Source organism: Kibdelosporangium banguiense (genome assembly GCF_017876405.1).
GTDB classification, from domain to species: Bacteria; Actinomycetota; Actinomycetes; order Mycobacteriales; family Pseudonocardiaceae; genus Kibdelosporangium; species Kibdelosporangium banguiense.
In genome coordinates this window covers 5,198,123-5,212,380 of sequence record NZ_JAGINW010000001.1, presented here as the reverse complement: position 1 = coordinate 5,212,380, position 14,258 = coordinate 5,198,123, and the positions used below count along the sequence as shown (strand labels likewise).

Sequence of the window (14,258 nt, the reverse complement as noted above, 5' to 3'; positions counted from 1 at the left end):
AGCAGTGTCACCCGCACAAGGTGAGGCACATCCACGCAGGTTCCGATGAACTCAGGGCCGCGATTTACGAGAGGTGAGAGAGGTACGATGAAGGCATTTGTGATGAAGGAAATCGGCCGTGTCGGCTTCATGGACAAGCCGGTACCACGACCGGGGCCGAACGATGCCGTAGTCCGGACGACCAGGGCTCTCATCTGTACATCGGACTCGCACACTGTCGCCGGCGGTATCGGGCCACGTGAGAACCTGACGCTCGGTCATGAGGCGGTAGGCGTCGTGCACGATGTGGGGAGCGAGGTGAAGATCTTTGAGCCCGGTGATCGTGTTCTGGTCGGCGCTATCACACCTGACTGGGGACACCCCGCATCGCAGGCCGGGCACTCGTCACAGTCCGGTGCGCCGCTGGGTGGCTGGAAGTTCTCGAACTCCAAGGACGGGGTATTCGCCGAGTACTTCCATGTGAACGAAGCCGACGCCAACATGGCCAAGATACCCGAGAATGTCCCCGACGACATGGCGGTGTACTGCGCCGACATGCTCTCCACCGGGTTCATGGGGGCAGAGAATGGGAACATCCCTGTCGGCGGGACTGTCGCGGTACTCGCCCAAGGGCCCGTAGGGCTGATGGCGACCGCAGGAGCCAAGCTTCGCGGAGCAGGCCTCATCATCGGAGTCGAGTCGGTCCCGAACCGGCAGGTGCTTGCCCGAACCTACGGCGTGGACGCGATCGTGGACTTCACGAAAGAGGATGTCGTGGATCGGATCCTCGACCTGACGCGAGGTGAGGGAGTGGACACCGCGATTGAAGCCCTTGGCGCGGACATCACATTCCAGACTGCCGTCAAGATAACGAAACCCGGCGGCACGGTGTCCAACACCGGCTACTTCGGAGACGGGGAATTCGTCCACATTCCGCGCCTCGATTGGGGCGTCGGAATGGCCGACAAGACGATCGCGACAGGACTCTGCCCCGGAGGCAGGCTGCGCATGGAACGGCTGCTGCGTGTACTGGAGACCAAGCGCGTCGATCCAACGCTCATGACGACCCACACGTTCCGCTTCGACGCCGTGGAACAAGCCTTCGAGGTCTACGACAAGAAACTTGACGACGTCATAAAGCCGCTTATCGTATTCTGACGCTGTCCCGATACTGTTTCAGTATCCAGGGTTGCGGGCCGCAGAGGCGCTCGCATTGGTCCGCCACAGGCCACGGTCGCGGCCCGCCAGCCGGTACGATGCTACGTCGTCCGCAGAGGTCAAGGTGCGGCGCAAGCAGTGTGCTCGCGGTCTCATCCTGGTTCTTCAGCGAACAACTCGCGCAGCCGGTTTTCCTCTGCGACAGAGAGGTTCGTGTACATCAACTCGGGCTTGTCGTGCTCGAAAGAGTTGCGGATCCGGTCAAGAACCGCGTCGGAGCTGAGGATGAACAATGCGGATGTGCCTGGGACGACCTTTTGGCGAACCCGTCGGATCAGGTCGTCACTGATGCCCACGTCGGTCATCACCCCGGTCAGTACGCCGAGGCCGGCGCCGACCGCCGCGCCGAGCAGTGGCACGAAAAAAATCAGGCCGATGAGCATGCCCCAGAACGCTCCGCTGAGAGCGCTCGCCCCGGTGATGTGATGAAGCTGGCGTGTACTGGGCCTTTTGCTGCCTTCAGGCCAGGAAACCATTGCCGCGTCATGCACTGCGATCAGTTTGTCCCCGGCCAGCTTCGCCAGGATCTGTGCCGCACGATCGGCTCCGTCCGGTCTGCTGAATCGCCAAACTGTCAACGTGGCCACGGGCGGGTCCTCTCGCTGGGCAGTGGAGACAAAAGCCATTCCACCGTGGCAGACATGGAGTGCGCCTCATCCGGTTGGGGTGATCATCGACGTTCACCGCAGCGCTTCCGTTCATCGGCTGCACAGTCCTGATCGCGGCGTTACCGTTGCTCTGCTACATCCTCTTCCGCGACCGTGCCGAGGTGCTCATGCCGAAGGTCCGCGACTGGATGAACGAGCGAAGCTGGCTGGTCAATATCGTCGTGTGTCTTTTCTTCGCGCTGCTCATCTTGTTGTGACGAGTGAGCGCGGCGGCCCAGTTGGCACCCGGGTCGATGTCCACAAGCACCGCCATGACGAGCAGCGTCGCCGGAATGGCCAGCAGCGTTCCCAATGGTCCGAGTACCCACGCCCAGAACACCAGCGCCACGAAGGTCATGACCGGCGACAGTCCAATACTGTCGCCGACATATATGGGCTGGATCAGGGACTGTACAACGAAGTTGACCGCACAGTAGATCAGGATGACGATCAGCATGAGCTGCCAACCGCCACTGAGCAGGGCAAGCGCCGCAGGCGGAACCAGGCCCATCAGGAATCCGATGTTGGGGATGTAGTTGGTCACGAACGACAGTAGTCCCCAGAGGACGGCCAGCGGGATGTTCAACAACGCCAACGCGATGGTGTCCAGGACGGCGATGATGAGGCCGAAGATCGTGGTCACGACCAGGTAGCGGCGGGTTCGACCGGCGAAGCTGCGTAGTGCCGAAGCTGCTTGTGGACTGCCTGTGGTGATCGCGGCCAGCCGGACCTCGACACCGGTTGCCTCAATACTCAGAAACAGCAGCAACGCGAGCAAGAACACCAGGCTGGTGCTCAGGCCTGTCAGGTCTCGGATGATCGAACCGAGATACGGCGCGATTTTTCCGAAATCCAGTGACGCCAGCGCGTCGCGCACCTGGGCGGGTGCGACGCCGAGCCGGTCCAACACGGCGGCTACATCCGCAATGATGCCGTTGAAGCGGTCGGCATACGCCGGCAACGTCGCGGTCAGCTGGGCCAGCGACACGAACGCGACCACGACGAACGTGATGAGCGTGCTGTAGACAAGCAGCACAAGCACCAAGGTCGCTGCCCAAGCGGGAAACCCCGCGCGTCTCAGCCGCCGGTGTACCGGGCTCACCGCGATCACGATGACGAGCGCCAGCAAGATCGGCGTCACCAGCCACGCGGTCGTCCGGACTCCGGCGACCGTGACGACGGCCGCCGCGGTGCCAAGAAGAATGACCAAAGCGCGCGGTATACCAGCCGTCCGCTCAGGAACTGTCACGGCAGATCGCTCGGGGCATCCTTGCCGTGCACGACGACTGCCCAGATCACCAGCACGCACAAGGCAATGACGATTGTGGACCAGAGGGGGTACGTGGGGATGAATGTCAGCTGGGCGATCGCGTTGACCGAGGCGACCGCGACGGTGACAACCCGGGCCCAGGTGGCCCCGGACAGCAGCGCGATTCCGGCGAGCCCCATCAGGACGCCGAGGAGCAGGTGCGTCCAGCCCCACCCGGTCAGGCTGAACAACAGCAGGTGCTCGCCGTTCGTGACATAGAACGCACGCTTCAACAGGGCCACCACGCCCTCAACGGCGTTGAACACGCCGGTGATGATCATGACGATGGCGGCGAACCAGATCCAGCCTGACCACATGGTGATCCGGCTGCTGTGGCGTGGTGCCGACCCGATGTCACGGTGCTGGATGTGTTCGGTCATCATGCCTCCTGCCGGTAGTTCCTGGAGCGATGTACGGCAGAATTGCCGGTGCGGGATGTGCGTTCTTCGCCTATCGCGGGTGATGACGATCCGCTGTGCGCCGGTTGTGGCAGGTCCTGAGCACGAGGTGCACGTCAAGGCCCGACAGTGGAATCATGTGACTGCCCAGCAGGTGTTCGACCGGAAAACGCTGGAACCAGCCGACCGCGCGGGCGAAAGGCGTGCTGCGGGCCCGCTGGAAGCGGGGACCCATGCCGTGTGACCACATCGCCGGCTCGTCGGCGATCACCGCCACTCGATGTCTCGGCAGATAGAGGTTCGTACCGCCGATCATGCCCGCGCTGATCGGCAGCATGCGCACAGTGACCCCGGAAAGGTCGAGGATGCACTCGCGGTCGATGAGAAGATTGGGTGCCACTCCAGGGTGGTAACAGCTGTCACGACGCCCTGCCGCGACGATCACGACATTGCCGCACCTGGCGTTGTCCTGATCGGTGATGGCGGTTGTGCCCTGGCAACTGGTGGTGGGGTGGTGTGGATAGATGATGGTGGTGACCGGCTCGCTGGTCAGGCTTGCAATCTGCTTGCTGATGGCCGTGCCGTGCCGGTGGCTTGTTCCGGTATTGATGAGCATCAGTCCGTCCGGCCCGGCGATCAGAACGCTGTTGAGCGGTCGTCCAGTCGTCGTGCGCAGAATCCAGATGGGCAGGTCCGCGAGTTGCCCCACGGACAGGCGTGGCTCGCCGCGCCGGTAAGGGCGTGCGGCAGCCCCCGAACCTCGGGGAATAGACATGCGACTCTCGCTTGTGTGAACGGGCTCAGGTTATGGCGGTCACGGTCGCTTCATGCGCCTGCGATCGCCTCACCCCTAGCAGGCGATCTGGGTGTGGGGAGAGATCAATTGCCGGTCGACGCGTGAACGCGCTTGAGCGCGGACCACAATTCCCCGGCGGCCTGGCTGGGCACCGAGTCGCCCACCCGGTCCATTTCGGAGTAGACCTGTCTGGTGAGCTCGGCGGCCAACGTCCGCACGTTGGTGTTCGACCGCCGGCAGGCGTCCTGCAGCAGCATCCAGGCCATTGTCTGGTCGATCCCGCAGGTGGCCATGACGACCCCCTTGGCCTGTTCGACCACATCTCTTCGTTGCAGCGCCGCAAGAACCCGGTTGGTGCGCTGGTCCGGGCCTGAGAATGCCGACAGTGCGGCGACATCGGCGGTGACGAGCCGTTCGTATCGAGTCATGACGTCCAACGCGCCATCGGTGGATGCCTCGGCGAGGTAGACGGTGATGACGATGAGCCCGCTGTCGTCCTGAAGCCCGGGTAGCGCGGCGGTGCCGCACACTTTCCGCAATACGCGAGCATGCTGAGGATGCTCGGTACATGCCTGTGCCAGGTTGAGCCTGGGCCATCGCCTGTCGTTCCACAGGTTGTCGCTCGTGACCGGCCCGTCTGTGATCGCCGCCTCCCGGGTCGGTCCGGTTTGGCACAGCACCTGAACATCCTGCAGGGCCGACCCGGCGCCGCAAGTGGCGAACACGATCGGACGGTCATCCCGGTACGCGGTGATGTCCGCGCCGAGCAGCCATGGCATGTCCTGCGCCATTCCAGCCAGTACGTTCGACATGAGGTCATCGACCCGTAGGTGGTTCACTTGCATTGTTCCTCCCTCGCATCACAGTTGGTGACAAGACGGACTGTGGCCGGGCCGGGAAGCTTCCGCGTCCCCCGTACCGGATGAGTGTCGCCCGTAGTGATGAGCACTGTCAGAGCAAGCCACGCTGACGCGCTACTGCGACGGCGTCTCGCCTGTGGTTCACGCCGAGCTTGCGGTAGATCCCGCGCAGATGGCTCTTGACCGTGTTGACCGAGACGAACAGTGCGCCGGCGATCTCTTCGGCGGTCTGCAACGAAGGAAGTTCGACCAGCAACTCTTGCTCGCGGTTGGTGAGCTGGTCTACCGGTACAGCAGATGAGGGGGGCAGTTTCGCCAGCATGGTGGTCACGAAACGGTCGAGCTTGCCGAACCGTCCCGCACCTTTGACGAGCAGGTCACGCACTGGCGGGCCGCCGTCACGAAACGGCCGAAGCGCGGATATCGGCACAGCTAGGATCAAAGCCTTGGTCATCGCGCTGTGTGCGCGATGCCAGTCGTCCGCGGCGGCCAGCAGGCTTGCCTCCAGCAGCCAGGCGTCGATCGCTGTGGTGACCACTACCGCTTGGGCGTCTCCGATGAGGGCCGGTACCAGGAGCCTGCGAGCTTGACCGGGTTTGGCTCGGTGAGCCTGCAGCGCTGCTTGAACGAGGGCTTGCTCGGCAGTGCACGCCAATGTCGCCTCAACGTGCTCCATCACATCTGTCGCCCAGTGCTGTTGCCCAGCGCGTAGGGCGATCCGTTGCATAGTCGGTGCGGTATAGGCGATCAGTTGAGGGGCGATTTGAGCGCTGCTGAGACATCGCCAGCGGTCATGGACTTGCTCAGCGGCGGTGGTCGAAAGCTCGGTGCCTTCGAGCGTGAGAACCGCGTCGAGAACGAGGGTGGCCAGGGCCGCTGGTGGCTCGGTGTGTGCAGGCACGAGTTGCTTTGCCAATGCGGAGAACTGCCTTGCTCGCTCAGAATCGAGCTGGAGATACGCCTTGGCACCTCTCATGGTGTACGCCGCGGCGCAGTCCATTGTCCTCGCCCAGCCCCGTGCAGTGGCGTATTCGACCGCGTGGGCAGCCTGTTTGTCCATCCGCGCCAGGTCACCGCGTGCACCGGAGACGGCCGCCAGCTGAATGAGGCTTTGCAGCACGGCATGCTCCAGCCGTCCATGAGTCGCAAGCTCCAGCGCACGTTGCAGGATCTGCTCCGCTTGAGCATGCTCGCCGTGGCTCAGCATGGCGATACCCCGGTTGATCATGCCCAGTGTGTCCAGGTTCAGATCGCCGGTGCGGTCTTTCGCGGTAGCGGCGAGGACCTCCGGTGATTCGGTGACCTGGCCGTCGAACCGGGCGCGCTGCAGCTTGACAGTGGAATGCAAGGCACGTAGACGACCGGAGGGCAACGGCCGGCCGAGTTTGTCTATTGCAGACAGACGATCGTCGGCCACGGGCAACTCACACACGTCGAGTGCGGCCGCTGCGGCAATGAGTACGGTGAACGGCCTGGCACGCATGGCCGTGGGCAGACCGCTCAGCAGGCGATGCAGCACACCGGCGTGACCTTTCAGGATTTCCTGCAGCCCATACGCTTCGACCAATTCATTGACGAGCTGGTCGTGTCCGGCCGCGATGGCGTGCTCCAGGGCAGTCAGAGGTTGGCTGGAGTCGCGAAACCATTCGGCCGCCGTCTGGTGCAGCCCGCGCCTGACGAACGGCTGCAGGCGATCCAGTTCGGCTAGCAGAACGCTGCGGAGGACCGGGTGGTAGCGATACCAGCCGCCAGGGCGGCTGGTTCTGTCCACAAGCGAGTTGGCGCGGTCCAGTCTGTCCAGGATCTCGCCGGAATTGTCCTGCCCCGCCAGCGCGGTGGCCAGATCGGCCGAGATGACATCGCAAATGCTCGTCGCCCGCAGGAACTGGTGAACCCGGTACGGGTGCGAACCGAGTACCTCCTCGGCCAGATAGTGCGTCACCGCGTGGTCATTACCAGGGAAAGCCGCGAGTTTCGCCGTACGCGTGGATTCGTCGCCGAGCGACATCGCAGCCAGCCGCAGGCCTGCCGGCCATCCCTCTGTCCGGTGCATCAGCAGGTCGAGTTCGGCCGGGGTGAGCCGCACCCGGTGACTGCTGAAAAGCGCCTCGGCCTCCGGCCTGGTGAACGCTAGTTCCGGCATGCCGATCTCCAACAGCCGGCCCTCCAGCCTCAGCCGGGAAAGATGCAGCCGCGGCAGGGTTCTCGCCGCCAGCACCAGCCGGAGGTTGTCCGGAGTCTGCCGGACGAGCGTTTCCAGGCTGCACAACGCTTTCTTGTCGCGCAGGCGGTCGGTTTCGTCGAGGAACAGCCACACTGGCACGCCCGCTGTATCGATCACGTTCATGACGCCGGCCGTGTCCTGTGGTGGCGGCCGGCTGGTCAGCGTACTCGTGGTGTCATGGATCCCGCTGAGCGACAGCGCTTCCGCGATGGCCGCCCACAGCCGGGTCGGGGCGTTGTCTCGCGCGTCGAGCGTGACCCACGCGACTCGGTACCCCTCACCCACGGCGAGGGAGCGCTGGGCGAGTTTGCGGGCCCAGGTCGCCAGTAATGTCGTCTTGCCAGACCCTGCCGGGCCGGATACCGCGGTAACAGGTCTTGGCCCTGAAGGGCCACGGTCGTCCAAGATAGCCAGCAACCGTCCGCGACAAATCGGTGCGATCGCGGTGTGGGGGATACGTAACTTGAGCGGTATCGACGGAGCGGGCTGCTTTGCGGATTGCCCGGCGTCCGCCTGTTCTCCCGGCTCCGTGGGAACATCCTGTGCCAGCATGGTCGCTCCCGGATCATCAAGCGGATGAATGGCCCAATTGCTCGAAGGGGCCGGGAGACTCGCCTGGCCGGCGGGTCAGCAGGACGTAGCGCGCGAGCGGACCGAGAATCCGCAACAAGTCGATCGGAATGCAGGTAAGCGTGCTCAACAAGGTGTTGTTCGTCTCGCAGGCGGGCCCCTCACGCGATTTCGCGGTCATCGGCATGAGTACCAGAAGAAGCCCGACGAGAACGAGTCTTCGTCCTCGATGTCTGCCGGACCCGTGTGACATGTTGACGCCTCCTCGATTGTCTCACGTCATGATCACCAACTCGAGGAGAGACTTCCTCGTCCGGTTCGGGTGAGTTTCTCATCCAAGTTCATCCGAACGGGGCGATCTGGATTCCAGATGTGACCCAGTAGCGTCGACGGCCAGCCATTGGGAGATCAGATGGGAACGCATCGAATTATCCGGAGCGGGGGATGACAGTGCGCGGTGCGGCATTCCTTGACGTGGGCTCCACGGTCGACACCAGAATCCTCGCATTGCTCGGTGAAGCCGGCACTGTTGCCAGTTCCGCTGTCTTGCGGCCGTTCCTCATCGCGGGCGTGGCGGCCTACCACAGGGATAAGCCGGGGCAAAGCTGGGCGCGATACCCGTCCAGCCAGGATAGCCACATTACCGCCTAAGGAGGCTGCGCACCCACGGCGGCCGGAGAGGTGCGGTCATCCGCGTTGGATGACGACCGGAATCCCGTCACCCCGCCAAGGTTTCGGTCGAGTCACCGGACCTCGAGGAGTTTCAGTGGATGAGTACCCATTGATCGCCGACCACGGCCTGATCGGGGATCTGCAAACGACCGCGCTGGTGAGCACCGAAGGCACCGTCGATTGGTTCTGCTGCCCGAGATTCGATTCACCGAGCGTTTTCGCGGCGCTGCTGGACCATCGCCACGGAGGCCACTGCCGAGTCAGGCCGGCGCGAGGGCGCTATCTGGTAAGACAGTTTTACCTTCCCGAGACGGCCGTCAAGCTGACACTCAAGCTCCTGACATACGTACCAACCGGCGCCATATGGTGGCGGCGCCCACCGCCGGGCTGCCCGAACAGATCGGCGGCGTGCGGAACTGGGACTATCGCTACACCTGGATCAGGGATGCGTCGTTTGCGGTGTACTCGTTGCTCAATCTGGGCTTCACCGAGGAAGCCGCCGATTTCGCTCGCTGGCTGGCCGACCGGTATCAGCAGGGAAGCGGCGGCGCGTGCGGGCCGATGAACTCACCTCGGCTTGTACGCCGGGGAAATCGATCCCGTGGGTGAACATCTCGGCAACTTCCCGCAGGCGTTCACCCATCTCGCCCTCATTGACGCCGCGATCACGCTCGATCACGCGTTGGACCAGCCAGTCGCGACATCGGCGCCGTAGTCACCGACGCCGTAGTCCCCATGAGTGCGCCGGCGGTGCTGGACCGGTCTGGGCGGCACGCAATCCGTCGCCATCGGCCACGGCCCCGAGCTTCACGCCGCCACGCCCAGGTGTGATCCGGTCCGGTCCAGCACCTGAGTATGACTATGCGAAGCCTGTTTCAGGCAGTCAGCACCCGCAGAGGATGATCACGCGCGCTACTCCGGGTATGCCCAGTCGGTTCCATTGCCGATCTTTTGGCGTCGGCCCGATAGGTCACCCGTTGCGGATGAGGGCTGCTCACTGGAATATCCGGTTGCGTCACCTGCCGTCGACGCGGGTCGTAGTCGCGGATTCCAGGCGGCCGAAGCCGGGACCAGGGCAGATCCTTCCGAAGCCGGGACCCGGGCAGATCCTTGAAGATCAGATGAACAGGCTCTGCGGATCCTCGGCACTACGCCTGCGCGTGTGCCCTGCCGCCCATCGGTCGTTCTCGTCGCGTCAGCCCGCTGACCAGGATCCCACCTGTTCGGAGTGAGGTAGTCGCGGGCCGAGGGACACAGGCTGGGTCGTGTCTTCCGCCGAGATCCCGCCTCGGGAGGTCGCCTGTGTATGTCGTGCCAGTGGTGCTTGTAGTGCTGATGATCGGCCCGTTGTTGCTCGAACGGTTGGAGCGGCGAGTGCCCGCGCTGCCGCGAAAGTCCACAGTGGAAAGAAGGCTTTCGTGAGCACCGATCTCCCTTCGTCTGCCGGCGGGCTGGACCCTGGACGGCTATGGGCGGGCGGATTGGCGACCGCGGTGGTGGCCGGCCTGATCGCCGTGGCCGGAATTCTGGTCGCCCGCGGTTTGTTCGATGTCGCGGTGCTTGCCCCCAAAGGCGAAGGGCTGTGGGGCAACGCGAACACGGCGACATACGCCCTGTCCGCAGGCGCCTGCGCACTCGCGGCCACCGCACTGCTGCAGTTGCTGGCCGCGAGCACGCCTGGCTTCGGCCGGTTCTTCACCTGGATCATGTTGCTGCTCACCGTTGTGGCGACAGCACTTCCGCTGAGTCTCGACGTCGAGCAGTCCAGCATGATCGCGACAGCGGTCATCAACTACGTGATCGGTATCGCCATCCTGACCATTCTGAACGGAGTCGCCCGCAGCGCCGGGCACGTCACACGCGGACAGTCCCGTTGAGACAATGCGATCAGAACCTTGCGCTGGCGCAGCCGACTGGGGTTCCAACCCGGACACCCAGGTTGCGTGGCCCGTCGTTCACGTCGAGTGCAAACCATCCGGTTCGGATGACCCTCGGTGTCCGCGTCGGCGGATCAGTTGCGCCCGTCCCGGCAGGAAGTAAAGGGAACATTTGCTCTCCGGCGTAGTGTCGATGCGTCATGTCGTCTACCGGTGCCGGGGTAGGGAATCTTCCTGCGGAGCAGACGAGCTTCGTGGGCCGTCGACCTGAAATGGCCGAGGTCAAACGGTTGCTGTCGCAGTCTCGTCTGGTGACGTTGACCGGGGTGGGAGGTGTGGGCAAGACCCGGCTGGGGGTGCGGGTGGCGGCCACGAGGCAGCGGGCGTTCGCCGATGGGGCGTGGCTGGTGGAGTTGGGCCAGGTGCACCAGCCGGCGTTGGTGAGCCACACCGTCATGGTGGCGTTGGGGTTGCGGGATCAGTCGTTGGGGCGTACGCCGGTGGAGCTGCTGGCTGACTATCTGGTGCCGCGGCAGGTGTTGTTGGTGTTGGACAGCTGTGAGCAGGTGGTGGATGCGGTGGCGAAGATGGTGCACGTGCTGCTGCGGTTCTGTCCCCACGTGCGGGTGTTGGCCACCAGCCGGGAGTCGTTGGGCATCGATGGGGAGACCGTGTTGCCGGTGCAGCCGCTGCCAGTGCCCGACCCCGAGCGACCCATTGCGCCGCGCCGGAAACAGTCTCTGGTGGCGGCTATGGCCCTCTTTGCTGACCGGGCTGCGGCGGTGGTGCCGGAGTTCGTCGTCACCCAGGACAACTGGGGGACGGTGGCCCAGATCTGTCAGCGGTTGGAGGGTGTGCCGTTGGCGATCGAGTTGGCCGCAACGCAACTGCGGGCGCTTTCGGCGGACGAGATTCTGCGGCGATTGGATGACCGCTACCGGTTGCTGACCGGTGGTGCCAGTGGGGTGCCGGAGCGGCAGCGGACGTTGCGGGCATGTATGGAGTGGAGTTATGGGCTGTGTGCGCCGTTGGAGCGGTTGTTGTGGGCGCGGGTGTCGGTGTTCGCCGGCAGCTTCGAGATGGACGCGGCCGAGGACATCTGCACCGATCAGGAGCTCCCCGAGGAGGACGTGCTGGACCTGGTACACGCTCTCATCGACAAGTCGATCCTGACCAGGGAGGAGCACGAGGGTCCGGCGCGGTACCGGCTGTTGGACGCCATTCGGGATTTCGGCCGGGAGAAGCTGGGCGAGACCGGTGAGGATCTGGTGTTGCGGCGGCACCGGGACTGGTACCAGCAGTTGATCCAGCGGGCCGACGCTGACGTGATCAGTGCTCGGCAGGTGGAGTGGCAGGCCCGGCTGGATCGGGAGTTGTCCAACGTCCGGGCCGCCCTGGAGTTCAGCCTGACCGAGCCGGGTGAGGCCGACGTGGGTCTACGGATGGCGGTGGCGCTGGGCTGGTACTGGTTCCGGGGCTTGTTGGGCGAGGGGCGGCAGTGGCTGGACCAAGCCCTGGCGCGACAGAGCGGCCCGCCGACCATCACCCGGCTTGAGGCGGTGTACCTCGGTGCGTTCTTTGCCGGGTTCCAGGGAGATGTGGAGGCGGCCCCAGCTCTGGCGACGCAGGCGCAAACGCTGGCTGAGCAGGTGAACACCCCCCTGGCGCGGGCACTCGCCACGCATCTGCGCGGGCACCTCGCTGCCTTCAGCAGGGATCTCGGCCAGGCGGCCGCATGTTATGAAGAGGTCATCGACGCGTATCGGGCCGAGGGGAACCTCCCCCGCCTGTGCGAAGCCCTCATGCCGCTGATCTTGGCTGCCGGGCTGCCAGGGGATGTCGAACGCGCGACCGCCTCCTACGAGGAGTTGTTGGCGATCACGCAACCGCAGGGGGAAGCCCTGTACCGGTCGTTTGCCCTGCATCACCTGGGAGTGGTGCTGCTTTGTCAGGGTGAGTGCCAGCGGCCGGCCGGGCTGGTGGAGGAGGGCCTGCGCCTGGCCCGCCTGGTGGGTGCCCCGCTCAACATCGCGTTCTGCATGGCATCCGCGGCATGGGTCGCCCTCCGCGAGCGGCATGCCCGTCGGGCCGCCACCCTGCTGGGAGCCGTCCAGAAGCTCTACCGCACTCTGGGCACACCCCCGGGCATCTGGCCTGACCTGGTGGCCCACCATGAGGAGTGTGAGCGCAAGACCCGTCGTGCGCTCGGTGCGCGGGAGTACCAGGTGGCCTTCCAGCACGGCACCGGCCTGAGCGTTGCCGAGACGATCGCTTACGCGCTGCGCGAGACACCCGAGCAGGAGCCGGCTCCGACCGAGGCTGAGGCGGTTCTCACCCGGCGCGAGCAGCAGGTTGTCGAGTTGATCACCCAGGGGTTGAGCAACAAGGAGATCGCCGCTCGTCTGCTGATCGCGCAGCGGACCGCGGAGGGGCATGTGGAGCACGTTCTTGCCAAGCTCGGCCTGAGCTCCCGAACTCAGATCGCCGCCTGGGCCGCCAGGCAGCAGAAGCCATCGTGATCATGGTCTGATCGATGCGGGCTGGTCTGGTCAGGCGTCAATTGCCATTTGGTTCGGCTCTCTCGCTGCTTGCGGTGCGCCACGAGTTCGTCGCCATGTCCCGCACGCTGCGCACATTGACATCGACGCCTTCCGAGCCGATGAAGAAGCCGTCCTCCCATGAACCACCTGGAGAGTCCCGCCAGGGCGCCCGGTCGGTGACGAGTAGTCCGGTCGGTGGCATGACGGCGCTATTGGCCTGTTCCAGGGCGCTCAGGGGCGCACGCGAATGACGGTCTTGCCCTTGCGCCGCTCGGTCGGGTTGAGCGCAGGGATGGCGTTGTCGAGGGTCGCGACGGTTCCGATGTGCGTGCGAAGGCGCCCGTCCCGCACCCAGTCGACGATCTCCACCAGCTGACTCGGAACGGACTCGACGACGAAGTCGATCGCGAGGCCGTCGACAGGGCGAGCTTGCGCAGGCCCGACCACCGACACCAGCGTCCCGCCAGGCCGGATAATGCTCGCCGAGCGCCTTTGGATGTCACCGCCGATGACATCGAAGACCAGGTCGACCCCGCCGATGTCGTCGAGATCCTCGTGGTCGAGGTCGAGGAACTCGTTCGCGCCGAAGTCGAGCGCCGCCTGGCGGTCCGCCACCCGCCCGGTACCGATGACGTAGGCGCCGAACTCCCGGGCGAGCTGCGTCACCACGGACCCGACCGCGCCGGCGGCACCGTGTGCGAGGACGCTCTGCCCCGCTTGAAGACGACCGTGCTGCAACAGGCCCTGCCACGCGGTCAGGCCGGAGATCGGCAGGCTCGCACCCACCGTGAAGTCGACGTTCCCCGGCAGCGGCGCAAGGTTGCGTGCCTCCACGGCCGCGTACTCGGCCAGGGTTCCATCGCGGTGCCAGTCCGTGATCCCGAACACCCGCTGTCCCAGCGAGAGTCCCGTCGTGCCGTAGCCGAGGGAGGAGACCACTCCGGCGAACTCGTGGCCGATGATCGCCTGGGCTCGATCGTGACCGGAGCGATCGACCCATGTCGAGGGCCACTCCCACTCTGCAGGGACGAAGCCCGACGCATGGACTTCAACGACGACGTCGTTGATCGCCGGCGTCGGCTCAGGCCGCTCCGCGAGTGTGATCCCGGCTGCTTCCGCGGCCTGGTCCGTCGCGAGGATTGCTTTCATTGGTGCCTCCGTATATCTC

General features: G+C 64.8%; 11 protein-coding genes and 2 pseudogenes. 5 read left to right on the top strand and 8 right to left on the bottom strand.

Annotated features, from left to right (window positions below; genetic code table 11):
• The first annotated feature begins 87 nt into the window (after window positions 1-87).
• Window positions 88-1,137 carry an NAD(P)-dependent alcohol dehydrogenase gene (locus JOF56_RS24730; protein ID WP_209641910.1) on the top strand — a complete coding sequence of 350 codons (1,050 nt, stop codon included), beginning with the start codon at window positions 88-90 and terminating at the stop codon, window positions 1,135-1,137.
• Window positions 1,138-1,289: 152 nt separating this feature from the next.
• Here JOF56_RS24730 and JOF56_RS24725 read toward each other — a convergent pair whose 3' ends face one another.
• Window positions 1,290-1,673, bottom strand: coding sequence for a DUF1269 domain-containing protein (locus JOF56_RS24725; RefSeq protein WP_307855800.1), 384 nt, complete (start codon window positions 1,671-1,673; stop codon window positions 1,290-1,292).
• 257 nt (window positions 1,674-1,930) lie between these two features.
• Here JOF56_RS24725 and JOF56_RS24720 point away from each other — a divergent pair, with 257 nt between their 5' ends.
• Entirely contained in the window at window positions 1,931-2,062 is a 132-nt protein-coding gene (locus JOF56_RS24720) for a GAP family protein (protein WP_245378381.1), read from the top strand.
• 56 nt (window positions 2,063-2,118) lie between these two features.
• Here JOF56_RS24720 and JOF56_RS24715 read toward each other — a convergent pair.
• The 6 genes and pseudogenes from JOF56_RS24715 to JOF56_RS24690 all read right to left on the bottom strand — a co-directional run.
• Window positions 2,119-3,093, bottom strand: a pseudogene (locus JOF56_RS24715) (AI-2E family transporter); the annotation flags it as partial.
• The gene (locus tag JOF56_RS24710; RefSeq protein WP_245378380.1) at window positions 3,090-3,533 is read right to left on the bottom strand and encodes a DUF7144 family membrane protein; all 444 of its coding nucleotides are present in this window, start codon (window positions 3,531-3,533) and stop codon (window positions 3,090-3,092) included. The gene JOF56_RS24710 and the pseudogene JOF56_RS24715, both read right to left, overlap by 4 nt.
• A gap of 70 nt (window positions 3,534-3,603) precedes the next feature.
• Window positions 3,604-4,326, bottom strand: a complete 723-nt coding sequence (locus JOF56_RS24705; protein ID WP_209641908.1) for an MBL fold metallo-hydrolase — start codon at window positions 4,324-4,326, stop codon at window positions 3,604-3,606.
• A 104-nt stretch (window positions 4,327-4,430) separates the two neighbouring features.
• Window positions 4,431-5,192, bottom strand: coding sequence for an ANTAR domain-containing protein (locus JOF56_RS24700; RefSeq protein WP_209641907.1), 762 nt, complete (start codon window positions 5,190-5,192; stop codon window positions 4,431-4,433).
• Window positions 5,193-5,298: 106 nt separating this feature from the next.
• Entirely contained in the window at window positions 5,299-7,983 is a 2,685-nt protein-coding gene (locus tag JOF56_RS24695; protein ID WP_245378379.1) for a winged helix-turn-helix domain-containing protein, read from the bottom strand.
• A 16-nt stretch (window positions 7,984-7,999) separates the two neighbouring features.
• Complete coding sequence (locus JOF56_RS24690; RefSeq protein ID WP_209641905.1) at window positions 8,000-8,182, bottom strand: hypothetical protein; 183 nt, start codon at window positions 8,180-8,182, stop codon at window positions 8,000-8,002.
• Between the two features lie 519 nt (window positions 8,183-8,701).
• Between JOF56_RS24690 and JOF56_RS24685 the strand changes: the two are divergent.
• The 3 genes and pseudogenes from JOF56_RS24685 to JOF56_RS60190 all read left to right on the top strand — a co-directional run.
• Window positions 8,702-9,237: pseudogene (locus JOF56_RS24685) on the top strand (glycoside hydrolase family 15 protein); the annotation flags it as partial.
• An 854-nt stretch (window positions 9,238-10,091) separates the two neighbouring features.
• Window positions 10,092-10,550: a DUF6069 family protein gene (locus tag JOF56_RS24680; RefSeq protein ID WP_307855241.1), complete on the top strand. Its 459-nt coding sequence runs from the start codon at window positions 10,092-10,094 to the stop codon at window positions 10,548-10,550.
• A 254-nt stretch (window positions 10,551-10,804) separates the two neighbouring features.
• Complete coding sequence (locus JOF56_RS60190) at window positions 10,805-13,069, top strand: ATP-binding protein (protein WP_209641904.1); 2,265 nt, start codon at window positions 10,805-10,807, stop codon at window positions 13,067-13,069.
• A 252-nt stretch (window positions 13,070-13,321) separates the two neighbouring features.
• On the opposite strand, the gene JOF56_RS24670 is transcribed toward JOF56_RS60190, so the two are convergent.
• Window positions 13,322-14,239 carry an NADP-dependent oxidoreductase gene (locus tag JOF56_RS24670; protein ID WP_209641903.1) on the bottom strand — a complete coding sequence of 306 codons (918 nt, stop codon included), beginning with the start codon at window positions 14,237-14,239 and terminating at the stop codon, window positions 13,322-13,324.
• Window positions 14,240-14,258: the final 19 nt, after the last annotated feature.

What these genes read in the sequence shown, in the direction of transcription:
- JOF56_RS24730 (WP_209641910.1), top strand. Translation starts at nt 88, where the DNA reads ATGAAGGCATTTGTGATGAAGGAAATCGGCCGTGTCGGCTTCATGGAC.
- JOF56_RS24725 (WP_307855800.1), bottom strand. Translation starts at nt 1,673, where the DNA reads ATGGTTTCCTGGCCTGAAGGCAGCAAAAGGCCCAGTACACGCCAGCTT.
- JOF56_RS24710 (WP_245378380.1), bottom strand. Translation starts at nt 3,533, where the DNA reads ATGACCGAACACATCCAGCACCGTGACATCGGGTCGGCACCACGCCAC.
- JOF56_RS24705 (WP_209641908.1), bottom strand. Translation starts at nt 4,326, where the DNA reads ATGTCTATTCCCCGAGGTTCGGGGGCTGCCGCACGCCCTTACCGGCGC.
- JOF56_RS24700 (WP_209641907.1), bottom strand. Translation starts at nt 5,192, where the DNA reads ATGCAAGTGAACCACCTACGGGTCGATGACCTCATGTCGAACGTACTG.
- JOF56_RS24695 (WP_245378379.1), bottom strand. Translation starts at nt 7,983, where the DNA reads ATGCTGGCACAGGATGTTCCCACGGAGCCGGGAGAACAGGCGGACGCC.
- JOF56_RS24690 (WP_209641905.1), bottom strand. Translation starts at nt 8,182, where the DNA reads ATGACCGCGAAATCGCGTGAGGGGCCCGCCTGCGAGACGAACAACACC.
- JOF56_RS24670 (WP_209641903.1), bottom strand. Translation starts at nt 14,239, where the DNA reads ATGAAAGCAATCCTCGCGACGGACCAGGCCGCGGAAGCAGCCGGGATC.